25 protein-coding genes and 1 riboswitch are annotated in these 26,996 nt (G+C 44.8%); of the genes, 12 read left to right on the top strand and 13 right to left on the bottom strand.

Annotated features, from left to right (window positions below):
• Positions 1 to 175: 175 nt before the first annotated feature.
• Positions 176 to 457: a putative quinol monooxygenase gene (locus AYO36_RS13475; RefSeq protein ID WP_064300718.1), complete on the bottom strand. Its 282-nt coding sequence runs from the start codon at positions 455 to 457 to the stop codon at positions 176 to 178.
• A gap of 156 nt (positions 458 to 613) precedes the next feature.
• Here AYO36_RS13475 and AYO36_RS13480 point away from each other — a divergent pair, with 156 nt between their 5' ends.
• From AYO36_RS13480 to AYO36_RS13500, 5 genes are all read left to right on the top strand, one after another.
• The gene (locus AYO36_RS13480) at positions 614 to 1,099 is read left to right on the top strand and encodes a cupin domain-containing protein (RefSeq protein WP_023469764.1); all 486 of its coding nucleotides are present in this window, start codon (positions 614 to 616) and stop codon (positions 1,097 to 1,099) included.
• A gap of 86 nt (positions 1,100 to 1,185) precedes the next feature.
• Entirely contained in the window at positions 1,186 to 2,076 is an 891-nt protein-coding gene (locus AYO36_RS13485) for an aldo/keto reductase (protein ID WP_064300719.1), read from the top strand.
• Between the two features lie 13 nt (positions 2,077 to 2,089).
• Positions 2,090 to 3,022 (top strand): aldo/keto reductase, encoded by a 933-nt coding sequence (locus AYO36_RS13490; protein ID WP_064300720.1) that lies wholly within the window; start codon positions 2,090 to 2,092, stop codon positions 3,020 to 3,022.
• 81 nt (positions 3,023 to 3,103) lie between these two features.
• Positions 3,104 to 3,556, top strand: a complete 453-nt coding sequence (locus tag AYO36_RS13495) for an OsmC family protein (protein WP_156501866.1) — start codon at positions 3,104 to 3,106, stop codon at positions 3,554 to 3,556.
• A 127-nt stretch (positions 3,557 to 3,683) separates the two neighbouring features.
• Complete coding sequence (locus tag AYO36_RS13500; RefSeq protein ID WP_064300722.1) at positions 3,684 to 6,848, top strand: DEAD/DEAH box helicase; 3,165 nt, start codon at positions 3,684 to 3,686, stop codon at positions 6,846 to 6,848.
• On the opposite strand, the gene mutT is transcribed toward AYO36_RS13500, so the two are convergent.
• A complete protein-coding gene (mutT, locus tag AYO36_RS13505; protein ID WP_064300723.1) occupies positions 6,823 to 7,227 on the bottom strand; it encodes an 8-oxo-dGTP diphosphatase MutT in 405 nt (134 codons plus the stop codon). The two genes, AYO36_RS13500 and mutT, sit on opposite strands and share 26 nt — an antisense overlap.
• 186 nt (positions 7,228 to 7,413) lie before the next feature.
• On the opposite strand from mutT, the gene AYO36_RS13510 reads away from it, so the two are divergent.
• Entirely contained in the window at positions 7,414 to 8,598 is a 1,185-nt protein-coding gene (locus AYO36_RS13510; protein ID WP_064300724.1) for a class I SAM-dependent rRNA methyltransferase, read from the top strand.
• Positions 8,599 to 8,682: 84 nt separating this feature from the next.
• On the opposite strand, the gene AYO36_RS13515 is transcribed toward AYO36_RS13510, so the two are convergent.
• Positions 8,683 to 9,681 (bottom strand): zinc-binding dehydrogenase, encoded by a 999-nt coding sequence (locus AYO36_RS13515; protein ID WP_064300725.1) that lies wholly within the window; start codon positions 9,679 to 9,681, stop codon positions 8,683 to 8,685.
• A 109-nt stretch (positions 9,682 to 9,790) separates the two neighbouring features.
• Here AYO36_RS13515 and pepT point away from each other — a divergent pair, with 109 nt between their 5' ends.
• Entirely contained in the window at positions 9,791 to 11,026 is a 1,236-nt protein-coding gene (gene pepT, locus AYO36_RS13520) for a peptidase T (RefSeq protein WP_064300726.1), read from the top strand.
• 39 nt (positions 11,027 to 11,065) lie between these two features.
• Here pepT and AYO36_RS13525 read toward each other — a convergent pair whose 3' ends face one another.
• The 4 genes from AYO36_RS13525 to AYO36_RS13540 all read right to left on the bottom strand — a co-directional run bounded on the left by AYO36_RS13525 (position 11,066) and on the right by AYO36_RS13540 (position 15,482).
• Positions 11,066 to 12,085, bottom strand: a complete 1,020-nt coding sequence (locus AYO36_RS13525) for a WxLIP family cell surface protein (RefSeq protein ID WP_064300727.1) — start codon at positions 12,083 to 12,085, stop codon at positions 11,066 to 11,068.
• Positions 12,086 to 12,108: 23 nt separating this feature from the next.
• Positions 12,109 to 12,801: a WxL domain-containing protein gene (locus AYO36_RS13530; protein ID WP_035411877.1), complete on the bottom strand. Its 693-nt coding sequence runs from the start codon at positions 12,799 to 12,801 to the stop codon at positions 12,109 to 12,111.
• Between the two features lie 16 nt (positions 12,802 to 12,817).
• Positions 12,818 to 14,380, bottom strand: coding sequence for a hypothetical protein (locus AYO36_RS13535; RefSeq protein WP_064300728.1), 1,563 nt, complete (start codon positions 14,378 to 14,380; stop codon positions 12,818 to 12,820).
• Positions 14,381 to 14,612: 232 nt separating this feature from the next.
• Complete coding sequence (locus tag AYO36_RS13540) at positions 14,613 to 15,482, bottom strand: prohibitin family protein (protein ID WP_050678787.1); 870 nt, start codon at positions 15,480 to 15,482, stop codon at positions 14,613 to 14,615.
• A 299-nt stretch (positions 15,483 to 15,781) separates the two neighbouring features.
• Between AYO36_RS13540 and AYO36_RS13545 the strand changes: the two genes are divergently transcribed.
• From AYO36_RS13545 to AYO36_RS13555, 3 genes are all read left to right on the top strand, one after another.
• Complete coding sequence (locus tag AYO36_RS13545; RefSeq protein WP_064300729.1) at positions 15,782 to 17,404, top strand: ABC-F family ATP-binding cassette domain-containing protein; 1,623 nt, start codon at positions 15,782 to 15,784, stop codon at positions 17,402 to 17,404.
• 64 nt (positions 17,405 to 17,468) lie between these two features.
• On the top strand, positions 17,469 to 17,849 hold the full coding sequence (locus tag AYO36_RS13550) for an NUDIX domain-containing protein (protein WP_064300730.1): 381 nt from the start codon (positions 17,469 to 17,471) through the stop codon (positions 17,847 to 17,849).
• A 114-nt stretch (positions 17,850 to 17,963) separates the two neighbouring features.
• Entirely contained in the window at positions 17,964 to 19,844 is a 1,881-nt protein-coding gene (locus AYO36_RS13555; protein WP_064300731.1) for a PhoX family protein, read from the top strand.
• A gap of 41 nt (positions 19,845 to 19,885) precedes the next feature.
• Here the strand turns inward: AYO36_RS13555 and AYO36_RS13560 are convergent, their stop codons facing one another.
• The 6 genes from AYO36_RS13560 to AYO36_RS13585 all read right to left on the bottom strand — a co-directional run bounded on the left by AYO36_RS13560 (position 19,886) and on the right by AYO36_RS13585 (position 25,567).
• Positions 19,886 to 20,353 (bottom strand): hypothetical protein, encoded by a 468-nt coding sequence (locus AYO36_RS13560; RefSeq protein ID WP_050678783.1) that lies wholly within the window; start codon positions 20,351 to 20,353, stop codon positions 19,886 to 19,888.
• Between the two features lie 77 nt (positions 20,354 to 20,430).
• A complete protein-coding gene (locus tag AYO36_RS13565; RefSeq protein ID WP_050678782.1) occupies positions 20,431 to 21,378 on the bottom strand; it encodes an ATP-grasp domain-containing protein in 948 nt (315 codons plus the stop codon).
• On the bottom strand, positions 21,375 to 22,433 hold the full coding sequence (locus AYO36_RS13570; RefSeq protein ID WP_064300732.1) for an LLM class flavin-dependent oxidoreductase: 1,059 nt from the start codon (positions 22,431 to 22,433) through the stop codon (positions 21,375 to 21,377). Before AYO36_RS13570 ends, AYO36_RS13565 begins: the two co-directional genes overlap by 4 nt.
• Positions 22,434 to 22,507: 74 nt before the next feature.
• Positions 22,508 to 22,610: riboswitch (SAM riboswitch) on the bottom strand.
• Between the two features lie 113 nt (positions 22,611 to 22,723).
• Positions 22,724 to 23,362, bottom strand: coding sequence for a DUF975 family protein (locus tag AYO36_RS13575; protein ID WP_050678780.1), 639 nt, complete (start codon positions 23,360 to 23,362; stop codon positions 22,724 to 22,726).
• Between the two features lie 63 nt (positions 23,363 to 23,425).
• Positions 23,426 to 24,694, bottom strand: a complete 1,269-nt coding sequence (locus tag AYO36_RS13580) for a DUF2325 domain-containing protein (protein WP_064300733.1) — start codon at positions 24,692 to 24,694, stop codon at positions 23,426 to 23,428.
• Between the two features lie 87 nt (positions 24,695 to 24,781).
• Positions 24,782 to 25,567 (bottom strand): DUF817 domain-containing protein, encoded by a 786-nt coding sequence (locus AYO36_RS13585; protein ID WP_064300734.1) that lies wholly within the window; start codon positions 25,565 to 25,567, stop codon positions 24,782 to 24,784.
• A 152-nt stretch (positions 25,568 to 25,719) separates the two neighbouring features.
• Between AYO36_RS13585 and AYO36_RS13590 the strand changes: the two genes are divergently transcribed.
• Both AYO36_RS13590 and AYO36_RS13595 read left to right on the top strand, forming a co-directional pair.
• Positions 25,720 to 26,385: a YczE/YyaS/YitT family protein gene (locus AYO36_RS13590; protein WP_023469787.1), complete on the top strand. Its 666-nt coding sequence runs from the start codon at positions 25,720 to 25,722 to the stop codon at positions 26,383 to 26,385.
• A gap of 154 nt (positions 26,386 to 26,539) precedes the next feature.
• Positions 26,540 to 26,995, top strand: coding sequence for a MarR family winged helix-turn-helix transcriptional regulator (locus tag AYO36_RS13595; RefSeq protein WP_023469788.1), 456 nt, complete (start codon positions 26,540 to 26,542; stop codon positions 26,993 to 26,995).
• Position 26,996 lies beyond the last annotated feature (1 nt).

Here is a 26,996-nt window from a genome sequence, read left to right on the forward strand (position 1 = left end):
TCAGGGAAAAACTAACAGTTTCAGTGAAATGTCATACGATTGTAAAAGAAAAGTGGAATACTTCTAACTTAAATAAAGGCTTTAACCGATCATGTCGCATGAAACAAAAAAAGGAAGATATGCTAGGTCACGAACCTAGAATACCTTCCTTATGTGTCTCGTCAATCGCTTATGATTATGCTTGGAACGATTGAACGTCTAATGGTTTAGCGAGAGCCGTTTGTGCAAACGCAACGAACTGTCCGAAATGAGTACTCGTGTTGTGTGCTTCGATTGCAGCTTGGTCTTCCCATTTTTCAATCATCATGAAGACATTTTCGTCTTCTGTGCTTTGGAACAAGTCGTAGCCAATGTTTCCAGCTTCAGCACGTGATGCTTCTACTAACGTTTTTGTTGCTGCTAAAAACTCTTCTCGTTTTGCTGGTTGTACTTCTAATTTTGCTTCGATGGCGATCATCGGAAAGCCTCCTTTGTAATTTCGTTAACTTAAGCATCTTAGCACCTCCGAATTCGTTACGCCATAAAGATGCTCGGACGATTGATGATATTTAATTACGGGTAATTACAGATGTAATTATTACTTTGTGCCACATCAGAGAAAGGAGCAACGAAGATGCGCGTTGAGGTATTTTACTTTGAGGATGACGGGCACATTCCGAACAACCCGACATTCCCCGTGTTGATTTATCGACATGCATTTGCAGAGCCATCACACATCGAACAGACCTTCCATGCACATGACTGGCGTAACAGCTGGGTGGATGGCATTTTTGACTTTCATCATTATCATAGTATTGCCCATGAAGTGATCGGGATTCTTGAAGGGCATGCAACCGTTCAGCTGGGTGGTCCGCTCGGTAAGACCTTCACTTTGACGAGTGGAGATATTCTCTTACTTCCTGCCGGTACAGGACATAAAGCACTTGATACAAGCCGACACTTTCGAGTGATCGGTGCCTATCCGGATGGTCAAGATTACGACACGCTGACAGGTCAAACAAGTGAACGCCCGGAAAATCTTCAACGTATTCGTCAGGTGATGCGTCCAACTCAAGATCCTGTATTCGGTGATCACGGTCCCTTGTTTGAGCATTGGTGACGTCTCCTTCTATTGAAGAAGACGTTTTTGTTCGGAGTTCGCGTGGTAAACCCTACTATTGTCTCTCTACTAAAGGAGGAAGAACGATGAACGCAACAGAAAAGACGTTGATACTTGCTGCATTAAAGCAAAAAACGGTGGCGTTTCCCGATCAGACACATGTTCGGGCACTCGGACAAGGCACATGGCGGATGGGAGAAGAGTCGGAGAAGCACGAAGCAGAAATCGAAGCACTCCGTGTCGGTCTCGATAGTGGAATGGAACTCATCGATACGGCAGAGATGTACGGGGAAGGTGCTTCTGAAGAATTGATTCGCGACGCGATTGCAGATCGACGAGAGGAAGTCTTTCTCGTCTCGAAAGTGTATCCGCATCATGCTGGCGGAGAGGCATTGAAGCAGGCTTGTTCCAACACACTTGAACGTCTTGGTACCGATTATCTCGATTTATACCTCCTTCACTGGCGTGGTGATATTCCACTCAAAGAAACCGTCGAAGGGCTGGAAGCTTTAAAACAAGAAGGCAAGATTCGCCGTTGGGGTGTATCGAACTTTGACGTATCAGACATGAAGGAACTGTTGGCACTGCCAGGTGGTGATCAATGCGCTGTCAATCAGGTACTTTATCACCTTGGATCACGGGGAATCGAGTATGAACTATTACCGTTACTACGTGAGCATGGTATACCAGTGATGGCGTATTGCCCACTAGCAGAAGGTGGTTCATTACGTGATCAACTTCTGAATCATCCGACCGTCGAGGAACTCGCTGAGACACATGGCGTTGAACCGGCACAGATTCTACTCGCATGGGCGATTCGTGAAGGTGACGTCATCGCGATTCCTAAGGCTGGTCAGGCACATCATGTCGAAGCCAATGGTCACGCCGCGCTCCTGAATTTAACAGAGGAAGAGCTCGCTGCACTTGATCAAGCGTTCCCAGCACCAACGAAAAAAGAACCACTCGATATCGTTTAAGGAGGTCATTTTCATGACAAAACATGTTCAACTCGGTCAATCTAACTTATTCGTTCACCCCATCGGTCTCGGTACGAATGCTGTCGGTGGACACAACTTGTATCCGAATCTCGATGAGCAAGCCGGACGCGATCTCGTTCGTGTCGCTTTGAAGCAAGGAATCAATTTCCTCGACACAGCTTTCATCTACGGACCAGAACGTTCGGAGGAACTCGTTGGTGAGGTCTGGAAAGACACAGTCGCTCGAGAAGATGTCGTCCTCGCGACGAAAGGTGCGCATCAGTTCGTTGACGGAAACGTCGTCATGAACAATTCACCAGACTTTCTCCGTCAATCGGTCGAAGAGAGTTTAAAACGCCTTCAGACAGACTATATCGATTTGTATTACATTCATTTTCCGGATGAATCGACACCAAAGGATGAAGCAGTCGCAGCACTCGCAGAACTGAAGAAAGAAGGAAAGATTCGCGCAATCGGTGTCTCGAACTTTTCGCTTGAACAACTGAAGGAAGCGAATAAAGACGGACATGTCGACGTCTATCAAGGGGAATACAACCTATTCAAACGGGATGCGGAAAAAGAGTTACTCCCGTATATCGTTGAGAACGGTATGTCGTTCGTCCCGTACTTCCCACTCGCTGCTGGATTATTGGCAGGGAAATATACAAAAGAGACGACGTTTGATGATTTACGAAAAAACGATCCTTTGTTCCAAAAAGATGTCTTCGAGGAAAACCTCGCAAAAGTCGATCAACTGCGTCCGATCGCAGAAGCACATGATGCGGAAGTCGCACACGTTGTACTCGCGTGGTATTTGGCACAGGACGGTATCGATGCCATCATCCCTGGTGCGAAACGACCGGATCAGGTGACGGATACGTTGCGTACGTTAGATGTTCAGTTGTCACAAGAGGATATCGAAAAAATCGACCAAATTTTTAGCTGATCGTTCTCTTCTAATTGAACATGAGCAGAATAGGCGAAAAATCATGCTGAACTTCGTATGATGGAGGCATGGAGGCGATTGATCATGAAGCACCACTTTCATTTAACCGCAGACTGGCCGGGCAATCGCAATGATGTTGGTCAGATCGAGACGGGTGAACTAAAAACAAAAATCTCAATTCCGGACGCCATGGATGGTCCAGGGGTTGGTACGAATCCAGACGAGATGTTACTCGGGGCAGCTGCTACGTGCTATATCATCACGCTTGCCGCGATGCTTGAGCGTAGTCACATTCCAAAAGTCTCGTTAACGATGGAATCTGAAGGCATCGTCGATGTCACGAACGGTGTCTTCACATACGACGCGATCATTCATCGTCCGAAACTGTTATTGCCAGCCGATCTGTCGGATCGTGATCTGGAGAAGGCGCAACGTCTTGCTGAAAAAGCGGAAGGTTCGTGTATGATTACGCGAGCATTGGCTGGTAATGTCAAAGTATCGCTTGAGGCTGTTGTGGAGCGAATCTCAAATTAATAAACAAAAATCATCGTTTAACTTTTTAGTTAAACGATGATTTTTTTACTTTATTTATCTATTTATTGGTATATTATTGATGATTTACTCATTATAAATACCATTTACTATCATTCGGAGGATAACCATGTCTTATTATGAAACACTACGTTCTTCAACTGAAACTAACTCACAATCTGATACAACAAGTGTCTCTGTACCAGCACATGACTACACAACAGAATTACTTACACACCTTAATCAAGTACTATATCAATCTTTAGACCATTTACAAAAACAAGATAAACCTGATCAAATGGTTGAAACGGTCAATGAATGGCTCCTTCATTTAAATCAACCTCCGATCGACTCGCCGCTTCATCGTGAACTCACTACTAGCACAACTCATGCTTTACCTACACAATATAAAAATTCTTTGCGTGCTTGGGAACTCATTGCTCCTGGCCAACTCGAACAAAAACAGTTATTGCATCATATCAATCAAGAATTATGGACAGCATCTGCTGCTGATTGGATGGTGAGTTTTACACGACATTCTGGAATCCAAACGCTTGTACCAGCTTTAAAAGAAGCAGAAGCTCAAAACAAACCAATTCGCATTTTGACTTCATTTTATATGAATATTACAGAAGCGAAGGCTATCCGGCATTTGATGGAATTCAGCAATATCGAAGTAAAAATTTATGAACCGATTAAAAAAAATCATGCGTTTCATCCGAAAGCCTATTTATTTTCACGTCCTGATCAGTTGGATAGTGCTATTGTTGGATCTTCTAATTTATCAAAATCAGCTTTAACGCACGGCATGGAATGGAATATTCGTATACCTTCTACACCCGTCACAACATTAGTCACTCAAGCAAAAAACTTGTTTGAACAGCTTTGGAACAGCCACGAAGCGACTATATGTACAGAAGAATTATTAGTTCAATACGAACAGTACCAACAAGAAACACCATCTATAAGATCATTTTCTATCCGCGATACAGTTGCCGAACCCGCTGTCGATTACACCGTTATTGAACCAAACCTCATGCAGATTCCAGCTTTAGAAGAACTGAATCGTTTGCGCGAGCGAAAAGAAAAAAAAGCAATGGTCATTGCGGCAACAGGAACGGGGAAAACGTACTTAGCAGCATTTGATGTCCGTCAAGCTCAGGCTAAAAAAGTATTATTTGTTGCACATCGTGGAAAGCTACTATCACAAGCTGAGCATACATTTAGGCAAGTTTTTGCAAATGAAAGTTATACATTTGGTAGATATTCAGGATCACAACAAATTCAAGATGCACAATTTACCTTCGCTACCGTTCAAACACTTTCAAAAGAGGTTCATCTTAATCAATTTTTACAGGATACGTTTGACTACATCATTATTGATGAATTCCATCACGCTTCATCTGCTTCTTACCAAAACATTCTTAACTACTTTACGCCGAAATTTTTTCTTGGCGTAACGGCAACACCAGAACGAATGGATGGTCAAAATATCTTCCAGCTTGTTGACTATAATGTCGCTTACGAAGTTCGTCTGTATGATGCCTTAGCACAAGATTTACTTTCACCATTCCATTATTTTGGTATTCAAGATGATGAATCGATTGATTATTCTCTTATTCCTCAACAAAACGGCTTTTATGTAGAACAAGATCTTGTTGTTGCACTCGAACGCTCAACACGAACAGATTATATTGTTGAAATGATTCGTAAATTTGGATTCAGTGGTAATCAGGCTGTTGGATTAGGATTCTGCGTCAATATCAATCATGCAGAGTTTATGGAGCAAGAATTTAAACGACATCAAATTGAAGCAATGGCTGTTACAAGTAAACAGTCTGAAGAAGAACGCGAAGAAGCCATTCGCCGACTAGAGGACGATCAAGATCCACTACAATATATTTTTACAGTTGACTTGTTTAACGAAGGAGTCGATATTCCAAAAGTCAATCTCATGCTATTTTTACGTCCTACGGAGTCTCCTACTATTTTTATTCAACAATTGGGGAGAGGCTTACGTAAACATAGCTCAAAAGAATTTGTTACGATTTTAGATTTTATCGGAAATAGTCAAAAGGCTTTTGTTGCACCGCTTGTGTTGTCTGGTCAACAATCGTTTCATTCTATTGATCGTTATAAAATTGCTACTGCTGTAAAACAGCATTTTCCGATTTTACCGGAAGGATCTTTAGCCATTCTAGATTCAATTACAGAAAGATTTATTATTGAACAAATGAAAAAAATAGAGTTTTCAGCTAGCAAACAGCTCCGTGAAAGTTATCAAAGGCTGACACGTATGATCGGAAATCCTCCGAGTTTAAATGATTTAGTTACGCATAAAGACGCACCAGCTATTGAAAGTATTGTTCAGCAATGGAGAAGTACATTACGTCTTAAACAACTTGAAAAACATGCTACCGATGAAGAACTACGTTTATTGCTCGATGACACAACACGCAAAATTGTTGAACAGCTCGAAGGGCTATTCCCAATTCGCGAGCCCTTCAGCTTACTGATTTTAAAACATTTACTGCATCATCCTTCTGCTTCAGTACAAGATATTGAACAAGAAGTTTTCAAAGAATTCGCCTTATCGACGAATCACTCTTTTTCAAAGCGACCTATTATTCATCATCTTTTTAAACGCTGGTCTACTGCGTTTAAAAATGACCGTATTCAATTGCTAGATGCTGTATCAGAAGAGCGCTATCGCTTTTCAAATACAGTCGTCCAAGCACTTCAACAATCAACTGAATTACGTTCATATATGATGCATTTTATCCAAGCAGGTCTACTTGCATTTCATCAACTACCAGATCGAATTAACTGGTTGATCGAAGACCAGGCGTTTCTATTACATCAAACATACAATCGTTCTGTTATCCAACGTCTTCTTTGTTCACCAAGTCAGGAAGGTTCTTGGCGTGAAGGCGTAGCTCAAGCTGGTGACGATTACATTTTATTCGTGAATTTACACAAAGATGAAGCCATTGATGAGCAACTAAAATATAACGATTATTTCTTAGATCAATATCGTTTCCACTGGCAGTCTCAAAGTAATGCAACTGCTACAGGTAAAGCCGGTACTTTATATCAAAACCATGAGAGCGAAGGAATTCGTATTCATTTGTTTATGCGTAAAGCAGATAAAGAACAAGGAAAAACGCTACCGTTCACATACTTTGGCCAGTTAAAGCATCTTCAAAGTACAGGTTCTAAACCGATTAGTGTGACTTGGTCACTTCATTCTCCACTATCAATTGAACTGTTTAAAGAGTGGCAAACTCTTTCTTAATGTACTCAACTGCAGGAATATCGGCAGGAGCCCATTCAAGCTGATCAAGATCTGAAACAGATACCCAGCGAAGCTCTGCATGTTCTACGGCAATCGGTTCTCCTGTTACGATTTCAGCTTCAAACGTATGCAGTGTAACAATAATAGCATCGTACTCGTACGTCGTTTTTTCAATTGGTTGTTTGACCTTAATGTTACATTTTAATTCTTCATTGATCTCGCGAACTAAAGACTGCGAAGGCGTTTCATGTAGCTCAATTTTTCCACCAGGAAACTCCCATAAGTTGGGCAATGACATTTGGCTACTACGAAGTGCACACAATATTTCATTATGATCGTTGCGAATGACAGCCCCTACGACTTGAACATGTTTTTTCATTTTTTATGTTTCACTCCAAATCATTATAGATTTTTCAGTTCTCTGCTTATCATAACAAAAAACCGTTATTCCTTTGACTTATGCAAAGAATAGCGGTTTTATTTATATCCAGTTATCCACATGTGGATAACCCCATTTATGGTATACTTATGGCACTTATCCACAAGTAGAAATGAGGAAACTAACATGTCCCGTGAACTTTATCCAGTTGTCGTCAAACCAGAATGGATTGAATCGATTCAAAGCGGGTATCCCGCGTTACGCAAGGAAATGTTCGAAGCTTTGCACCATGTCAAAGAGGCAGGCGGACTGCTTCATCTGATGACAGAACATAAAGAATACCTCGCGACCGGTTATTTTGGCAAGCAGGAAAAAGGTGTCGGTTGGACTCTCTCAATGGACGAGCAAGAAGCGATTGATGTCGCCTTCTTCAAACAACTTTTTGAAAAAGCGTTAGACAAACGAAATGAATTTTTTGAAGAGTATTCAGAAGCCTTCCGTATCTTTAACGGTGCTGGAGATGGTATTGGTGGTTTGACGATCGACTGTTATGATCATCATTACCTCATTACATTCGAAAATGAAGGCATCTATACATTCCGCCCACTGATTCTTGAGGCTCTTGAATCACTACTGAATTATAGAAGCATTTATGAAAAACGAGATTTCCTCGTCGATCTTCAACCGGTCAAAGGCGACGACTTTTTGAAGGGGGAACGAGGCGATTTTCCTGAAGTCGCACAAGAATATGGTGTGTTGTATGAGTATGACTTGGATGCTGGCATGCGGACTGGTTTTGACATTGCCCAACGTGAACTACGCCGAATCCTTCTCGATTCCGTCGAACGAAAGACCGTACTTAACCTCTTTTCCGATACAGGAACGTTAACGGTAGCTGCCCTTTATGGTGAAGCTGCCCGAACGACAAGCGTTGATTTCTCGACACGTAGTCGAAATAAGACAAAAGATAATCTGATGTTGAACAGTTTTACTCCCGAAAAACAGAAGATTATAGTTCAGGATGCGTTCGACTACATCGAACAAGCGGATAAGAAAACTCGTTTTGACGTCGTCTTATTCCATCCGCCCGTACAAGTTAATACACGGACGCGTCAGTTTCGGACGGAACAGGATCTCGCCCTTTGGATCCAAAAAGTCATTCATCTGACGAATCGTGGAGGACTGCTTGCGATTACGACAGATAGTCCTGCTCTTGATGCCTCACAATTGAAAAAAGCTGTCGAGCAGGCATTCAACAAGTTGCGTCAAAAATTCGAAGTCGTATGGGAGCAACCGGAGCAGAAAGATTTCCCGACTCCTCCTTCCATGCCACAACTCGCTCCAAAAAGCATTCTCGTTCGTCGTAAATGATGTGTTATCTAAAAAATCCGCTACCGAATTTTTCAGTAGCGGATTTTTTATATTTTTAACAGGAAATGTAAAATGAATGGAGAATCATTTTTTAGGGGTTGGATATACGCTCACCTTACCAAAGTGTGATGTTTGATCAAATCGTTGATAGAGATCGTTTAGTGCATCGCGTTCATAGGGAATTTGCTCTTCAATTCGAATCTCAATCGTTCCCTCTTCCACTAAATGAATGAGTTCTGATAAGTGGCGTTGCTGTTGTTTCATCTCATCTACTTTTCCTTTCAGTAACGGAAGCGCGACGAACACAGCTTCAAGTGACAAAGCTTTACTATGCATCATCGTTAAATCTTGTGTCGTCCGTGTCGCGATCGAAATGATGCGTCCCCGCTCTTTAGCGAGTATGAACGATTCTTGTAAATGGTCACCGCCGACTGTATCAATAATGACGTCGAATCCGTCCAGATCCAGTCGGTTTAGCAACACTTCAGCCGATTCTTCCTTGTACCGATGAACGCGGATCCCTTTTGCTTCTAGCCAAGCTGCCTTCTCGTCAGAAGAGGCGCTCGCTGTGACGTCACATCCATAATGATGAGCAAGTTGCACGGTAAGATGTCCTACTCCACCCGTTCCACCTGCTACATAAACACGGATTCCTGGGGTAATCGCGATTCGCTCTTTTAAAATTTCCATCGCCGTCAACCCAATCACCGGTAAACAACCAGCAACCTCAGCCGAGACCCCTTCCGGTCGTAAGACTGCCATCTGTTCAGGTACAAGCATTTCTTCCGCTAGCGCACCGGCACGTGTTCCAAGTCCGCCACCGAATGCGACGATGCGATCGCCGATAGAAAAAGACGTCACACCCTCGCCGATCTCAATGACTTTCCCCGTTACATCGCCCTGGAGAATTCCAGTCGTCGAAGCCGCCGCCACATGTCCGAAGAACATCTTCGTATCAAGTGGATTGATGCTCGACCCCTCGATTTGAACCCGTAATTCGTGTTTCCCCGCTTTTTCAGGTGTGACGTCTTTTTCTGTAAGTGATGCGTCTTTTCCATACTGATCGACTACGAATGCTCTCATGAAGAATTCCCCCTTTTTCATTATTAGTCTATCATGATTCAGAATTCTCTCACATTAGTCGTTCATGCTATGATGAAGGTATCTTATGACGAGAAGGGACGTTTTTGATTTGAAACAAGAATTGATTGATCGTCTAACTACATACGTGAAAGTCGATACACAGTCGAACTATGAGAGTACAACTGTTCCAACAACTGAAGGGCAATGGACACTGGCTCGTTTGCTCGTAGAAGAATTAAAGACAATTGGCATGGAAGAGATCACGGTCGATGACAATGGTTATGTCATGGCGACGTTACCCGCTAATACAGATGCAGACATTCCGACAATTGGTTTCCTTGCTCACCTTGATACGGCAACGGACTTTACAGGTACGAATGTCCGTCCGCAACTCGTGGAAGCATATGACGGAAATCCAATCACGTTAAGTGAAGTACCGTCCGTCATCCTGTCGCCAACTGATTTTCCAGCACTACACAACTATGTTGGTCATACCTTAATGACAACGGATGGTACGACATTACTCGGTGCCGATAATAAAGCCGGAATCGCAGAAATCATGACAGCAATGCATCATCTGATTTCACATCCAGAAATCAAGCATGGTCGCATTCGTGTTGCCTTCACACCAGACGAAGAAATCGGTCGTGGACCACATCACTTCAATGTCGAAGCATTCGATGCCACGTATGCTTATACGGTCGACGGCGGTCCGCTTGGTGAACTCGAATACGAAAGTTTTAATGCGGCTGCGGCCAAAATCGTCTTCCATGGAACGAATGTCCATCCAGGAACAGCAAAAGATAAGATGGTCAATTCGCAGAAACATGCGATGGCATTCCACGATCGTCTTCCTGGAGAAGAGTCTCCTGAATTCACGGATGGTTTCGAAGGATTCTTCCACTTAATTTCGTTTGACGGTTCTGTCGAAAAAACGACACTCGACTACATCATTCGTGATTTTGATCGTGAGGCATTCGAAGGACGGAAACACTTCTTATCTGCCCTTGTCGATGAGTGGAACAAAAAGTATGGCGCAGGTAGTGTGGAAATCGATTTACACGATCAGTACTACAATATGCGCGAAAAAATCGAACCCCACATGCACATCATTGATATTGCTCATGCAGCGATGGAGTCGCTTGACATCACACCGATCATTAAGCCGATCCGTGGTGGAACGGATGGATCACAACTGTCATACATGGGTCTTCCGACACCGAACATCTTTACCGGTGGCGAGAACTACCACGGCAAGTTTGAATTCATTTCGGTCGATAATATGGTCAAAGCAACACAAGTGATCATTGCAATCGCTCAAGGGTTTGAACAAGCTTCTCGCTAATCAAAAAGCAGATTCTCAGCGCTGAGAATCTGCTTTTTTTCATGTCTGGCGTTGTTGTTTTTTCAAACGATAGATGTAACCAATCAATAAAAAGATAATCAACGTCGAGGCAATCATGAGTTCCTTCGACCATTCACCGACGAAGGAGTTGGAATTTTCCTCGATCTCTCGCTCGGGCATCTGTTCTTTCATCTGGTCTGCTTGACGCTTCGTGATTTTAAAGCTATCTTTCCACTTCCACGTTTTTTCTTCTCCTTCAACACGGATATTAATGTGATACATACCTGGTTCTAAGATTCCCGTCGTTTCAATCGGTGTTCTCATATAAATCGACGGAGCAAATCGAACTTCCATCTTTTTACGAACGACAACTTTTTTACCTTGCGTGACGACGGCTTCGAACTTCATGGGCTGACTGATCGTCGGTACCTGATTGGCTAGCTTAACGAAGACGGTCGGTCTAGAAAAAGACGATTTCGCCTCTACCCCTTCGTATGTTATCTCGGGCGCCAATTCTTTAATCGAAGAGCGGACTTTCAAACCGATGATGTAAGAGTGACGATTTTGAATACCGATTGTATTTTTTTCAGCTGTTTCTTTTTCTGGTTTCTTCTCTACCCGAACACCAGCTAACAAGGTACCGTCTAAATCGTTCACAATCTCAAGTGGTAAAGAAACGACTTTCGATTCGCCTCCTTTGATGAACGTCGATTTTGTATTCGGTTGGATGAGATCCGTCAAGGAAGTCGGAGCTAACGGGACAGGTTTCTTTTGATCGTAAACAATCAAACCATTATCGTTCGTCGTCGCATTCCGGATTGATGTCAAAAACGTATGATCCTCCGGTCCGTGATTGAAAATTCGAACTTGAATATTCGTTTTTTGTTTCGCTGTCATACGTAAATCAAAGTACGAGACACCCGAATCGACTTGATAGGTATTTGGAACGGCTTCAATCGAAAAATTGACACGATCTTCCGCAAAACTAGTCGAAGGTATGACACAGAATAACAATCCATAAAGTAGTATAGCAAGACAACTGATTCCCCATCGTTTCATCTTTTTCTCCACCTGCTTTCAAGTCAATTCACGACATCCGTAAGCGTCCAGTCGAGTGTTGCGGTATGCGTGCCTTTCACTTGAGAATTGATTGGTACATTGAGTTTGATGTAATCGTTATCGGTTCCGTTACCCTTCCAGTAAATTTGCCAAGTTGAGAACGTTCCTTCTGGGGATGTTAATATCGTTTGCGCATCTCCTGCATTTCCTGGTGTCAATGTTATGTCTCCTGTCGTAGGTGCCGTGAATCCTGATACATTCACTAGTGTTTGAACAGTTCCAGCATCAATGGATAACGTTGAACCAACTAACGAGGGGGCTCCACCTTCATCTATAAAGTCTCCCAACTTCACGGTCACTTCCCATTCTGTCGGATTGACCCGACGATCCGTTACTTGGAGAAATGGTTTTTGATCGGTCGCCTTAAACTCAGCTTTGTTAGAAAGCAATTCGTTTGATCCAAAATCAAAGTTAGGCGCATAATCGAGTGTCAATGGTCCTGTATTTCCTGTAGGTGTGTTTCCGCCGTTTTTGTCTGGTTCATATGGATTATTCGGGTCCCGATCATCTGGATCCACGATGACCGGTGCTTCATTCGTCGTGAACGTGATTTTTGCCGTCGACTCGCCAGTAGAAGTCGCTGCCCATCCAGTAGTTGTTCCTAAAACCAAAGCCGTACTCATCAATACCGTCGAAACAGCGAAACGTTTCTTCATTTCTGTTCTCTCCTTTTCATGGTGCATTGATTAAACTCCATTGAATATCTGCGCTATACGATGAAGGTTTTGGATATTTTCCAGTTAAGTCGAGAATAATCCCTTCGTTTTCTGCGTAGGTTAACGGTGTTTGATTCGAGCTAGCCGACATCGTCCCTGTTGCGATTTCAATAGCAGTCGCTTGTAACAATTGGGTTTTAGAAGTGGTCTTAAAATAAAGAACATCATTTAACACATGATTTTCTTTACTCGTCAAAGGACGACTGAGATTCGCTTGTAGCTTCCAGTTGTAACCTGTTGCATTTTCGTGCGAAATAGAAATCGTCATTGGGAACAAGCGAGGAATTATTTTCTCACGTCCGGTCAACTCATGACTTCCGAAGTCTAACGTATCTGGTACGATTAAGTTAAATGTTGGTCCGATTCCAAGTGTTGCTGTCGCCGTACCACTACTTAAAACATTTAAATCAACTAATCCATCTGCTAAAACGCTCCGAAATGTATAGACTTTATCGACTCCGACTGGTAGATTGCCGACTTTGAAAGATAAGGTGAATCGATCGTTACTTAGAAGAGATAGCTTTAATAAAGAGCTAACATCAGCATAAATTTGGTTATTCGTTCGATCGATTATTGCTGTCGCATCTCTCGTTTGCGATCCAATTCCAAGTAATCCATTATAGCGATATTGAAGTTTGATGGAACTCGTTTCAATACTTTGCATCACTTCTGGTGGTAGTCGAAAAATAATATATCCGCTTGATAAATTTAAGCTCAACAATCCAGAAACAGTATTTCCTAATGTAATCGTTTGAGTCGTTCCATTATAGGAAGCATCTAAGTTTGATGTTCCGAGCAGTGCTACTCCGGCAAGTGTCGGTGCAACCGCTTGTTGCTTCTCTTGTCTTGGTTTAATTGGCTTTGGGGCAGGTGCTGTAATTTCGCTCGATGATTCTTCTTCAGAATCAGGTTGCACGGGAACTTCATTGTCTTCTTCATCTGGAGCTATCTCAGATGTTGATGGATCTTCATTCTCGGTTGATGGTGTCTCGGGTGTTGGTGGATCTTCATTCTCGGTTGGGGGTGTCTCAGGTGTTGATGGGTCTTCACTCTCGGTTGGGGATGTCTCGGGTGTTGGTAGATCTTCGCTCTCGGTTGGGGATGTCTCGGGTGTTGGTGGGTCTTCGCTCTCGGTTGGGAATGTCTCGGGTGTTGGTGGGTCTTCGCTCTCGGTTGAGGATGTCTCGGGTGTTGGTGGGTCTTCGCTCTCGGTTGAGGATGTCTCGGGTGTTGGTGGGTCTTCGCTCTCGGTTGAGGATGTCTCGGGTGTTGGTGGGTCTTCGCTCTCGGTTGGAGGTATCTTCTCTATTTCCAAAAGTTCTTCGCATTTTTTAATTTCCTCTTTTTCCAACAAGTCCTTTTTCTTTGGATCATTCAACGTCTCTTCACAAAACGATGACGTCAAAGGGTCTGGAATTTCGAATTCCTCAGTCGTCGCATGACTGTGCGGAATTGGAAAGCTTGTTGCCAGTAAGATCATTAAGATGATAAAAAGATTTGGTGATCGATTTCGATACAATAAAATTCCTCCTTCAATTGGAACAACTTATTGACCTAGTTGATCTAAATGACTTTTCTTTACACCTTCTTCCTTCTAAATAAGGTAATTAAACCATTAATTTGGGATTTAAAAGATATAAAATATATCATTATTTATTGATATATTAAAATTTAATGCCATAAGAGCATTAGTACAGTCATTTTATTATGATGAAATAAAAAAATGTGCTTGTCTCCAAGCACATCGAGTTTTAATTCTTTTCTTCTGTTGTACCATCTGGAATCGGTAATTGAACCATACTCCCTGATCCACTGACGAGTGGTGATTTCCCGTCCCACTTCTTGACAGCTTCGTATTGAATCATCTCTTCTGTCAACGTCTTTTGTAGTTCTTTTTGAGCTTTTGCCAAACCTTGCGCTTCGATCAAACGAGCATCGGCTGCCCCTTTCGCTTCTACGCGAAGACGCTCTGCTTCTGCTTTAGCGATTTCAAGATCCGTTTTCTTTTTGTCGAGTTCCTGCGACGCTTTGACACGCGCATCGATTGCTTCCTGTGTCTTCTCATCTGGTTTCGGTGCACCGAGTGCGACATCTTCAATGATGAAACCAATCTCTTTGACGTCTTCCGCAAACTGCGTCTGAATGCTCGTCGAGACATTCCCTGATTTTTCACCGAACAGTTCAAGGACGGTGACTTTTGAGATTTGCTCACGCGATGCATCATAGAGACGTTGTTTCAGGTAACCTTTTGCGATCTCATCGATTTCGATCGGTCCGAACTTATTGAAGACTTTCGTCACCTTATCCGGTGAGACGGAGAAGCTGTATGTAAAGTCAACGACGATGTTCTTCCCGTCTTTTGTCGCAAGTGTCATGTTCTCAAGTGCTTTTGTCTGTGTCCGAATCGGATATTCCGTCACCCGTGTGATGGGTGAAACGACATGCCAGCCTTGCGATAACGTCTCATCTTTGACACCGCTTGACGGTGTATAGACGACACCAACTTGTCCAGGTTCGATTTGTTCAACGATGAACGGCGTTGTTGCAAGCAACGCTAGTACGAGCACACCAGCGATGATCATCGATGGACGAATTTTTTTCTTCGGTTTGATTTCTCTCATTCTGAATCTCCTTTATCGATCTTTTCTTGGATATAGCGGTAGAGTTCCATGCCAAGCAAAACGATGAGGGCGAAAAACAATAATGTGAAAAAGATGGCCATCTAACCCCTCCTCTAACGAATTCCTTATCTTGTTCTACGCATTCATCTGGAAAATGTTTCATTTTTTTAAAAGTCTGGTTGCTTATTTTTAATTTCTGTCCTAATATGGAGGGAACTTTGCCTGCTCTACGACAGATCACGATTTGTGGTACACTCGAATGAGCACATCACTTACTAGAAACGAGGGTTCATCTCTATATGATTACAGTACAAAACGTCGGTCTTCGCTTTGCAGACCGAAAATTATTCGAAGACGTCAACATCAAGTTCACACCAGGTAACTGTTATGGTCTAATCGGTGCGAATGGCGCCGGTAAGTCGACATTCCTGAAAATTCTCGCAGGTGACATCGAAGCACAACAAGGCGATGTCATCATCACACCAGGCGAACGCTTAGGAGTTCTCCGTCAGAACCATTACGAATACGAAGAATTCCAAGTCATCGAAGCTGTCATGATGGGACACAAACGTCTCTATGAAGTCATGAAAGAAAAAGATGCGATCTATATGAAAGAAGACTTCTCAGACGAGGACGGCATGCGTGCCGCTGAACTCGAAGGTGAATTCGCTGAGATGAACGGTTGGGAAGCAGAGTCGGAAGCAGCGATGCTTCTTCAAGGACTCGGCATTAAAGAAAACCTTCATTCGAAGACGATGGCTGAGCTGACAGGATCTGAAAAGGTCAAAGTTTTGCTTGCGCAAGCGTTGTTCGGTAAACCAGACATTCTCTTACTCGATGAGCCGACGAACGGACTTGATTTGAAAGCCGTCAAATGGCTCGAGGAATTCTTGATCGGATTCGAAAACACGGTCATCGTCATTTCCCACGACCGTCACTTCTTGAACAACGTCTGTACGCACATGGCGGATCTCGATTACGGTAAGATTCAACTGTATATTGGAAACTACGATTTCTGGTATGAATCAAGTCAGCTTGCTTCACGTATGGCAAATGACCAAAACAAGAAAAAAGAAGAGAAAATCAAAGAACTTCAAGCCTTCATCGCACGTTTCAGCTCGAACGCTTCGAAAGCGAAACAAGCGACGTCACGGAAGAAGTTACTTGATAAAATCACACTCGACGACATTCGTCCATCATCACGCCGTTATCCGTTCGTCGGTTTCACACCGGAACGTGAAATCGGAAATGATCTCTTGATGGTCGACGGTATCTCGAAGACGATCGATGGCGTCAAAGTCCTTGATAACGTTCGCTTCTCATTGAACAAGACAGATAAGGTCGCGTTCATCAGCCAAAGCGATATCGCAATCACGACATTATTCAAAATCCTTATGGGTGAGATGGAACCGGATAGCGGTACGTTCAAATGGGGCGTCACGACTTCACAGTCGTACTTGCCAAAAGATAACTCGGAATTCTTCGAAGGCTCGGATAAGACGATCCTCGATTGGCTCCGTCAGTATTCACCGGCAGATGAGAGCGATACGTTCCTCCGTGGATTCCTCGGTCGGATGCTCTTCTCAGGTGAAGAAGTCATGAAAAAAGCATCTATCTTATCTGGGGGCGAGAAAGTCCGTTGTATGCTTTCAAAAGCAATGCTCAGCGGCGCCAACGTCCTCGTGCTCGACGATCCAACGAACCACTTGGATCTCGAATCGATCACAGCACTCAACGATGGCTTGATTGCTTATAAAGGTGCGATGCTCTTCAGCTCGCATGACCATCAGTTCGTCGAAACGATCGCGAACCGTATTATCGAGTTAACGCCAAACGGTATCGTCGATAAAGAAACGACATACGATGAGTACTTGAACAATGATACGATCCAACAGCAATTAACAGCGTTATACGCGCAATGATTTTGAGGAGACCGGAACTGTCGTTTCGGTCTCTTTTTTGAACACATTAAAGGAGGAATGCGATATGCGACATCGCGTATGCGCTGCGTTGATCGAAGAGGAACAGATATTGATGGTCGAGTTACACACCCCTTCCCGGACATTCTGGACGTTACCCGGTGGTGGTGTCGAGAACGGCGAAACAAAAGAACAAGCCGTCGTGCGCGAAGTGTTAGAAGAGACGCAACTTCACGTCACGATTGAACGACAACTCTACGAGATTTCAATCAATAAAGGGACGGAGACGTGTTTTCTTGTCCAACGTGTCGCGAATAGTGCCGCACCTCGACTCGGGATCGACCCCGAACTCCCATTTGATCAACAGGAATTACGAGCCGTCCGTTTTCGACCATTGAAAGATCTTCAAGATGATCCACAGATTGCTCGTTTGTTTACCTTACTGTAAAGGAAACATTAACTAAGTGAGATAAAACTGACCAAGTTTCTTTACACCCCCTACATAATCGACTGATTAAATGGAAATGTAGCAACAACACAAACTCATTTGGGGGAAACGAAAATGAAACGAACACTCATGGTTGGTCTATCAGCAGCGGTCTTGTCATCAAGTATGGTCCCGATGTTCGCGGATGCCCATAGCTCTTCTCATACAACACGTAATATCAAGAAGGTCGAATTCTTGTCGATGGATGCACCGACGAAAATCGACCAGATGGTAAAAACTTATACAGAAGCAAAAGTCAAAGTCACCTATACGAACGGCAAAACAGAAGTGAAGCCGTTGAACTATAATCAACTGTTCCTGTCGCAAGATAAAATCGTCGAAAACAAAGGCGAGATGATTGCAGCAGGGACACCGATCGATGCTAAAGGAAATCCGATCATCGACCGCAGTGTACCGGACAAACCGGAAGCTTTCGTCTCAGATGCACCAGACTCGAACAGCTTGCTTGAAGTGCACGGGAAAAAATACATGGTGTCTCACTTCGAATATGACTCGATTGATAACGCTGGTAACGAAGTCAAGGGACTTCCAGCATCGATGACATTAACGGAAGTCGTACAAGATAAAAAGACAGGAAAACTTGCCGTTAAAAAAGCCAGCAAGATTGATTTTGAAAACGTCAACGGACTCTGGACATCATGTAACGGTTCAACGACACCTTGGGGAACGCACCTTGGGTCAGAAGAATATGAACCAGATGCCCGTGCATTCGAATCAGATAAGAATTCGTCTGCCTATAAAGAAGTAAATGCCTTCGCTGAGCGTTATTTCGGAACGACTAAAAAAGCCAATCCGTACTTCTACGGGTATACGCCTGAAATCTCGGTCGACCGGAAAGGGAAAGCGACAGCAGTTAAACACTACAGCACAGGTCGTTTCTCGCACGAGATGATGCAGATTCTACCGGATCAAAAGACCGCGATCTTTGGTGACGACGGCAATAACACGATGATGTTCATGTATGTCGCAGATAAAAAGCGTGATTTCTCAAAAGGAACACTTTACGCTGCGAAGTTCAATCAAACTCGCGCGACAGAAGGTGGAGCCGGTGACCTTGAGTGGATCAAGCTTGGTCATGCTTCCGATAAAGAAGTCAAACGCTTGATTGATAAAGGGACGAAGTTCAGCGACATCTTCGAGACAGCAGATGCGCCGACACCTGGCTTTAAAGCGGTCAAAACAGCTGCCAGCAAACAAGTCGAATACTTGAAGCTCAAGCCTGGAAAAGAAAAAGAGGCAGCCTTCCTTGAATCACGTCGTTATGGTGCTTTGCTTGGTGCAACATCAGAGTTCAACAAGATGGAAGGCATCACGGTCAACGAGCAAGACAAAAAAGCCTACATCGCCTTGTCTTATGTGTCAGGTAGTACCGAAAAACAAGAAGGTGCTGTCCAAGACGACATCCAGCTTGAAAAACGTGAATCGGGTGCGACATTCGAAATCGATCTTGGTCGTGCAAAAGGCATCGACAGCCTTTACGTACCAACGAATATGCAAGCACTTGTCATTGGTGAAGATCTGAAGAAGCCGGATGCTTACGGCAACACAGCGAATCCTAATCTTGTCGCGAATCCAGATAATCTCGCCTACTCCGCGACATCTGATACGCTCTTCATCGGTGAAGACAGCTCCTTGCACACGAACAATTTCGTTTGGGCTTATAACCTGAAGACGAAAAAGTTATCACGTATCCTTTCGGTTCCAGTCGGAGCGGAAGCAACTGGCCTTCGTTCACTCGATCATGTTGGGAAGTATAGCTACCTCCTAAGTAACTATCAACATCCGGGTGAGTCATTGACTGACAAACAAATCACCGCCGTCGATCCAAAGGCGCTTGAAAAAGCGATGAAAGACGGCATCGGTATTCAAAAAACGGGTGGTGTCGGCTACCTCTCTGGGTTGCCGAGCAGTCACAAATCGTATACGAATCGATAAGATACGAAAACACGGATTCCCAAGTGCGGGAATCCGTGTTTTTATGCATTGTTCTTCTTTTGTTTTGCTGCTTCTTCTTCGACACGCTGCAGCAGCCCGTGAACAATTTTTTCGTTCTCCCGTTCTCCTCCAAGCGACAACAAACTCTTTCCAACAAAGTTTGCTCCCTCGTTTTTTCCCGTATAGATCAATAGACAGCGATCAGGTCCGAGCGGTTTGAGTGTAAAGGTCATCTCAATCTTGAAGATCCGTGCTAACGTAAATCCAATCGTATTTTGTTTGAAGTCAGGTTCATTCGTATAGGCTAAATCGGTCACAATATAGGTTTCAAGTCGATTGCCCTGCATGTACGTTTGGCGATACGTCGAACCGACGATACCCGGTTTTCGTTCAATCACCTCGTGCTGGACGACATTTGGAATCAAACGCTGCAGTCGCGTGTGATCAAACAAGTGCCATGCTTCTTCGATCGGGATGTCGAGCTGTCGTTCTTCTCTCCACGTAACCATACATATGCCCCCTTTTTCTATACAAATACCCTGTCATCCGGTCTTATAACGTCTGGTGACAGGGCGGGAGCCGATTCTTATTTTACCGTGCTTGTTTCAAGCGCTGCACCGAGGAACTTCGCCAGTTCGAGCATGCCGTAGCGTCCTGCAGCTGCCTCAGCATCTGAATTGTAATTCGTATTCGTATTGACGTCATACGTATAGATCGTACCTGACGCATCCTTGATGAACTCGATGCCTGCGACCGCGATCTGGTTCGCTTGGAGGAACGCTTCGTACTTTTGGATGATCGGGTCATCGAAGCCTTCAACGATTTGGAACTTCATCGGCGTTTGCGGCGCTTCTTCACCAACTGGGCAGAACAAGTCGTCGATCACACATGCATCCGCTGGGCAAAGCTCAAAACCTTCTGACGTATCGACTCGAACCGCGTAGACAAACTTTCCACCCACGAACTCACAACGCGTGATGTACGGTTCTGGTGCTTGAATATACTCTTGAATCAATGTGATGCCATCGACTGGTTCGTCGAATGTCGGACCATCGAGATAAGCTTCAAGTGCTTCAATCGAATGGAATAACTGGACGCCGAGACCTTTCCCGGCACGGTTGTGTTTCGTGATGAATGACGAAACACCGATTTCTTTTGCTGCTTGTACGATTTGATCACGTCCGACGGCAGCCGTCGTCTTCGGTACACGAATCCCAGCCTTACGCAACGCCGTATATTGATTGACTTTGCTGACTTCAAGACGGAGCGCACGCGTTCCGTTAAAGACGGTCCGGTCATGCTCTTCTAACCAAGCGAGGACCCCTTCCGTCAACTCCGGCGCGTAACGATGTCCCCGCGTATGCGAAGAGGCACTCATTCGGCTGTAAAAGACGCCTTCTGGCGGCAGTTCATCCAGCGGAACGATTCCTTCATTCAAGTGCCACTGTTCATACGGTAATTCGAGTTCTTCGAGACGTTTGATGAGATGGTCCGTCCATTCTTGGTTTTCGTGGAGAATATGAATTTTTGTCATGATTGTTGACCTACCTTTCGTTTCGCTTCGACCAGTGGCATTACGTCACGAGCAAAGCGTTCCATTTCTTCAAGTTGTGGTGAGAATTGTAACAAAAGTAACGTGACACCGACGGCTTCGAACGCTAGAATCCGTTCAGCGATTTGTTCTGGTGTCCCGATTAAATTCGGACGTAGACCACGGTTCGAGACAGAATAATCGTTCCGCTCAACCTGTTGCTCCAGTTGCGATTTACTAATGAAATCCTGATAACCGGCATAACCGGCGCTGTCTTCCTTGACGTCCGTGATCCGTTGCCATTCAAGAAGCGCTTCTTCTTCCGTATCCCGACAAATGATGTAGGCAGCAAGACCGAAGCTTTCGAGCGGCGTTTGTCCCGTCGCTTCCCGGCGTACTTTCATGTCGTCGATTTTATGGGCTACTTCTTCAACAGTGCCCCCGTGCATGACATAAGCGTCACAGTGTTCGACGATCGTTCGCTTTCCAGCTTCACTCTCTCCACCAGCGTAGAGCTTGATCCCCGGACGCTGGACTGGCTTCGGATGGAGTTCTGCTTGCTCGATCGTGTAGTGATGACCGGAGAAGCTATACGGTGACGCATCTGCCCATAGTCCCTTCATGACCGTGACGAACTCTTCCGTCCGAGCATAGCGTTCATCGTGCGCTGTGAAGATACCGTTGTATTGTTTCGCTTCCTCTGCCCACCACGCTGAGACGACGTTGAGCGTAAAGCGTCCACCACTCAACTGATCGATGTTTGCCGCCATCTTCGCCGTCGTCGCTGGATTATGGAACCCGGGACGAACCGCTGTCATGATCTCAAGGCGTTCTGTCGTTGCAGCAATCGCTGCTGCCGTCGTCCATGCCTCAAGACTCGGTTCCTTGATGCCTTTGATATCATTCAAGTTCAATTCCGCAATCAACGTCGTCGAGAAGCCGATTCGTTCTGCTGTTTGTGCGACTTGTTTCGCATAATCGAAGGTCGGTGGCATCTGTTCATCCTCGACGTTACGTAACCATCCCCCAAAAATCGGTAACCAAAAACCATACTCCACTCCATCGTCCCCCTTATCATAAAAAAACGCTCTTTTCGAAGTTCGAAAAGAGCGACGGTATCTTGTCCTGTCCGCTCTTATCTTCGGAAGGTATCCCTTCCTGGAAGTAGCACCTTCCGCCACGGCGGGGTTGCTGAAGTGTCTTCGGGCCAGTCCCTCGACTTCTCTAGATAAGATGTGTTGCATTCATCGTACAAAATTCACTGAACTAAAGCAACCATTAAACCGTCTTTTCCAATCGGAATTATTTCACGCATAAAAAAATCCCGACGTCGTGTCGGGATCCGGTATTAATATGGTGCGACGAAATCTGATGTTGGCTCTGGTGCTTGTTCACCACGAACACGATCATAGAATTTTGCCATCGTGACGCTGAAGTATGGTCCGACCCATAAGACAGCAAGACCAAGTGTAACAATCACAAGTAATGCCCAACCAATGAATGATAGGAAGAGTAAGAATGCTTCCATTTTATGACCATCCATGAGTTGACGTGAACGCGTGATCGCCTCGAGAATACCGACTGATGGTTCATCTCGAAGGATGTAGAACGTCAACAAGTAAGAGAACGACTTGATGATCCCTGGAATGATCAAGAGTAAGGTCCATAGGAATAAGAAGACCGCTTGCACAATCGAGACGCCGATGACTTTACCGAAGATTTTATACGGTTCGAACAAATCAGCTACTTTGACTTCTTCATTGCGTGCGAACGACATCGCGACCCACGTCCAACCCGCTGCAATTGGGATCAATAAAATCGAAAGAATGATACTGACCGCACTCATCGCATTTAGATCTTCGTTAGGATCTGGTCCGATGAACGTCGGAACGCTCTGGATGATAGAAAACAGTACGAACATGAGGATGGCAAATCCCCAACGACCGCTGAGCGACTCCTTCGCTGCTTTTTTTAATTGAGATGACATGAGTAAGGTCCTCCTTGAAAAATAAGTTCTCACCTTACTTTACGGTCGAATTCTTCTAATGTTTCACTCTTTTTTCAATAATTTCCCGTCTCGTTGCTGGTTGAGCCAAGCACGCTCCAGTTGTCGTTCACAAGCTGTATATAGCGATCGTCGACCATCGAGGCGTTCCATCGCGAATGGAATACCATGCTTCTTCGCCTGCGCGATGACATGCGCACTCGCTGCGTGGGAGACACGACTCGTTACGACGACGATCGCATCCGTCTTTTTGGCGAGACAGGCAATCTTTTTCGCGGACTGCGCGTCCCCTGCTAGATGAATTAATTCAATCCCCGTCGGCGCAAAGAACTCTCGATAGACAGCGGTCTGTTGTTCGTTTCCGACGATGACGAGACGCATTCCTGTGAAGCGCGTGAAATCAAGCGGTGTCTTATCGATGAAGTCCATCAATTGCCCAGGTACGGCTGTCGTCACGATTGGTTCAATCGTTCGCTCTTTTGGCATACGGACGCGACGCTGCGCTTTTTTAGCTTTCGGCACCGGTTGTCGTTTCATTTTTCGTGCATACCGGTCCGATTTTTTCATTGTCACAGGTGCCTTCACTACCGGTTGTTCTATCGCTGCTGGGCGGTTAGATGATGTATTGATGATCGGCTCCTCATACATGAAAGGATGCTTCCAAGCAATCGTCAGTGTATCCTTCCGCCCCCGCCACATGACGAGATCGACGAGTTGCCCTGCTTCTAGTCGGAAATAGCGCATGTCTTCTACCGGTACGACATAATAGAACGATCTGCCCGACTCATCTTGCAGTGGACCATTCACCGTTTCCTCAATGATTCCATGTGCCTTGACGATTGCTTGTTCAAACACGACACGTTCCGGATTCTCTCTCATTCGCTCCGTCGAGACGACGGCTTCAACACGGCACATCGTTTTTTGATCATCCTGACGATCGATACGGACCCGGACTTCCATGCCGTGCTCGAGATTCCAATCGCGGACGTCTCGTTCTGAAATATGACTGCCGGACCATTCTAGTAAAGTACCGCCTTTTAACCCCCGCTGAAACGTATAGGCATAACGTTGCTTGCGTACTGGCTCGACAGGTACTTGCGATGGTATTACGATGGTCTGCTTCTCTAGCTCCACTACTTCGTCAATGACCGGTGTTTCTTGAACGTCGCGCGGTGCATAATACGCTGACATCTTGACCCATTCATCGATTCCGTTCACTTCGTCGAGCCAGAGTTGCCAATCTTCATACCGCTCCACGACCGCTAATTTCATCTGTACCAATTCAGTTGCTCGTTCCAACACCTGTTGCATCATCCGTAACCACTTCCTTTGCGTTTTTTTCACTATAGCAACGAAAAAACGCGGAAGTAGTTCAAAAAAATAACCGGGTTATTTTTTTATTTAGGTGCGTTGCTGAATTTCCACAGCCGGATCCTGACGCTTATATTTCGCGACGATGACGATCAAAACCGTGATGATCACAAGTAGGAACCAAGAAGATAATTTTCCAAGATCAACGACTGCCCAGCCTCCTTCTTGATGCGGATAGACCCAGCCTTTAAAGAACGTCACGATATTCTCTGCGATCCAAATGAAAAAGGCGATCAGTAAAAAGGACAGGACGAGCGGCATCCGGTAAATCGTCTGCTCGATCGTAAAATAAACCCATGACTTATAGAAAACGAGGACGACGAGAACCATCAATAGCCAGCGTGCATCGAAGATCCAGTGGTGGGTGAAGAAGTTGAGATAGACGAGACTGCCGACGCTGATCGCAAGCCACGGGGGAGGAAATGCTATGAATCGCAAATGAAATCGCCGAAAAGCCTGGCAGACATAACTCGCGACGCTTGCGTACATGAATCCTGCATACAATGGAACACCAGCCACTTTCGTCAAAGCTTCTTCCGGATAACTCCAAGACCCGACGTTCACTTTGAACAGTTCAAGTGCTAGACCGATGACGTGAAACAATAAGATCAGTTTGAATTCCTCCATCGTTTCATAACGTGTGACGAGTAAGACGATTTGGACGAGAATACACCATAGCAACAGGAGATCATATCGAGCAACCGTTTCAGTAGGAAGATAACGTGAAAGAGCAAGTGCTGCGAAAATCATCACGGGAAAGACGCAACAGATGGCTTCTATATATGTAAAACGAATCAGGTGCCGGATCGCTTTCATTCGGTCATCTCCTTTTTTCTTCAGTATACGGGTCTCAATCCTCCTTCCCCTCCTTCTTAAGATGGAAAAAACGGAAAATTTCGTCTTTCTTCTTCCACTTTCCTCATGATACAGTTAACGAATCAATTATTTTAAGAAATGAGGTGCCAGACATGACGCGTCATCGCGCTTCCTGGTTGTTACGCGCTACGTTAAAGTGGGGACTCTTCCTGCTTGGTTTATTTTTACTCGCTCTTGGCTCATCGATGATGATCACGGCTGAACTCGGTGTCTCGACGTGGGATGTATTGCATCTTGGTCTCCAAAAGAAGACGCCACTATCCGTCGGAACGATCATCTTACTTGTTGGTCTATTACTCGTTTTCGTTAAGTACGCATTAGACCGCGTCACACCGCAAATCGGAACGCTCGTCAACGCGATTTTCGTCGGTGTCTTCATGAATCTTGTGCTTGGTTCTCATCTCTTACCCTCTTTTGAATCGATCTGGTTGAATACGCTCTGGCTGATTTTCGGTATCTTCATCATTGGGATGGGCGCTGGTCTGTATGTCGCTGTCGGATACGGGGCTGGTCCACGTGATGGGTTAACGCTGACACTTGCAGAGCGCTTCGGAACGTCGATTCGTCTGATGCGGACGATCATGGAAGTCACGGCATGCGGCATCGGTTGGTTGCTTGGGGGACCTGTTTTCTTCGGTACGATCCTCTCGATTTTCCTGATTGGACCGTTTCTGCAATTTTGGTTGTTTTATTTCCGCCGGATCATTGCAGCGATTGATGCAAAAGGAATTCCAGCGTCTGAACGCCAAATTAGCTAAGTCGCCTGACTCGATATCATTCTGCGTGAATGATATCTTTTTTTATGTCAGAAGCAGATAAGTTGCGCCATCAAAATAAACACGTTATATTCGTTTACATATCAATCTTTGATACGTCAAAGGTTTCTTCGAACGAAGGGAAGGATGTGATGGATTGAGTATTTCCTGCACCGAAAAAGGACGTTTGATCTATGCACTCGTCTCCGTCAATAAGACGATTGCTCAAAAATTCGATCTCTGTACGGATGGTTTCAGTCAGACTCGAATGGACCTACTTGCTCAACTACAAGTCGATCAAACGATCAGTCAAAAAGAATTGCAAAAACGCGTCAATGTCGATCATGCAGCAGTGACCCGTCATCTCAAACATCTGGAATCGACCGGGATGATTGCTCGCGAGCGGTCAGCCGCTGACAATCGGGTGATTCTTGTTTCCTTAACGGAACAAGGGGCGACGCGCATTGCACGATTACGCGAACAAAAAGATGAGTTCCTCGAGAACTTACTCGAAGGATTCTCCGCTGAAGAACAACGGACGCTAGCTGAGATGATTCAACGCATCGAAGCGAACGCCGACACATTACCTAAATTAAAAGAGGAGTCGATTTAAT

The sequence above is a fragment of the Exiguobacterium sp. KKBO11 genome, from assembly GCF_001644945.1.
GTDB classification, from domain to species: Bacteria; Bacillota; Bacilli; order Exiguobacteriales; family Exiguobacteriaceae; genus Exiguobacterium_A; species Exiguobacterium_A abrahamii.

Coding starts and splice junctions, on each gene's coding strand:
- AYO36_RS13550 (WP_064300730.1), top strand. CDS start 17,469: ATGCGACATCGCGTATGCGCTGCGTTGATCGAAGAGGAACAGATATTG.
- AYO36_RS13510 (WP_064300724.1), top strand. CDS start 7,414: ATGTCCCGTGAACTTTATCCAGTTGTCGTCAAACCAGAATGGATTGAA.
- AYO36_RS13490 (WP_064300720.1), top strand. CDS start 2,090: ATGACAAAACATGTTCAACTCGGTCAATCTAACTTATTCGTTCACCCC.
- AYO36_RS13580 (WP_064300733.1), bottom strand. CDS start 24,694: ATGATGCAACAGGTGTTGGAACGAGCAACTGAATTGGTACAGATGAAA.
- AYO36_RS13485 (WP_064300719.1), top strand. CDS start 1,186: ATGAACGCAACAGAAAAGACGTTGATACTTGCTGCATTAAAGCAAAAA.
- AYO36_RS13540 (WP_050678787.1), bottom strand. CDS start 15,482: ATGAGAGAAATCAAACCGAAGAAAAAAATTCGTCCATCGATGATCATC.
- AYO36_RS13585 (WP_064300734.1), bottom strand. CDS start 25,567: ATGAAAGCGATCCGGCACCTGATTCGTTTTACATATATAGAAGCCATC.
- AYO36_RS13530 (WP_035411877.1), bottom strand. CDS start 12,801: ATGAAGAAACGTTTCGCTGTTTCGACGGTATTGATGAGTACGGCTTTG.
- AYO36_RS13515 (WP_064300725.1), bottom strand. CDS start 9,681: ATGAGAGCATTCGTAGTCGATCAGTATGGAAAAGACGCATCACTTACA.
- AYO36_RS13480 (WP_023469764.1), top strand. CDS start 614: ATGCGCGTTGAGGTATTTTACTTTGAGGATGACGGGCACATTCCGAAC.
- AYO36_RS13545 (WP_064300729.1), top strand. CDS start 15,782: ATGATTACAGTACAAAACGTCGGTCTTCGCTTTGCAGACCGAAAATTA.
- AYO36_RS13525 (WP_064300727.1), bottom strand. CDS start 12,085: ATGAAACGATGGGGAATCAGTTGTCTTGCTATACTACTTTATGGATTG.
- AYO36_RS13560 (WP_050678783.1), bottom strand. CDS start 20,353: ATGGTTACGTGGAGAGAAGAACGACAGCTCGACATCCCGATCGAAGAA.
- AYO36_RS13565 (WP_050678782.1), bottom strand. CDS start 21,378: ATGACAAAAATTCATATTCTCCACGAAAACCAAGAATGGACGGACCAT.
- AYO36_RS13590 (WP_023469787.1), top strand. CDS start 25,720: ATGACGCGTCATCGCGCTTCCTGGTTGTTACGCGCTACGTTAAAGTGG.
- AYO36_RS13555 (WP_064300731.1), top strand. CDS start 17,964: ATGAAACGAACACTCATGGTTGGTCTATCAGCAGCGGTCTTGTCATCA.
- AYO36_RS13475 (WP_064300718.1), bottom strand. CDS start 457: ATGATCGCCATCGAAGCAAAATTAGAAGTACAACCAGCAAAACGAGAA.
- AYO36_RS13575 (WP_050678780.1), bottom strand. CDS start 23,362: ATGTCATCTCAATTAAAAAAAGCAGCGAAGGAGTCGCTCAGCGGTCGT.
- mutT (WP_064300723.1), bottom strand. CDS start 7,227: ATGAAAAAACATGTTCAAGTCGTAGGGGCTGTCATTCGCAACGATCAT.
- AYO36_RS13500 (WP_064300722.1), top strand. CDS start 3,684: ATGTCTTATTATGAAACACTACGTTCTTCAACTGAAACTAACTCACAA.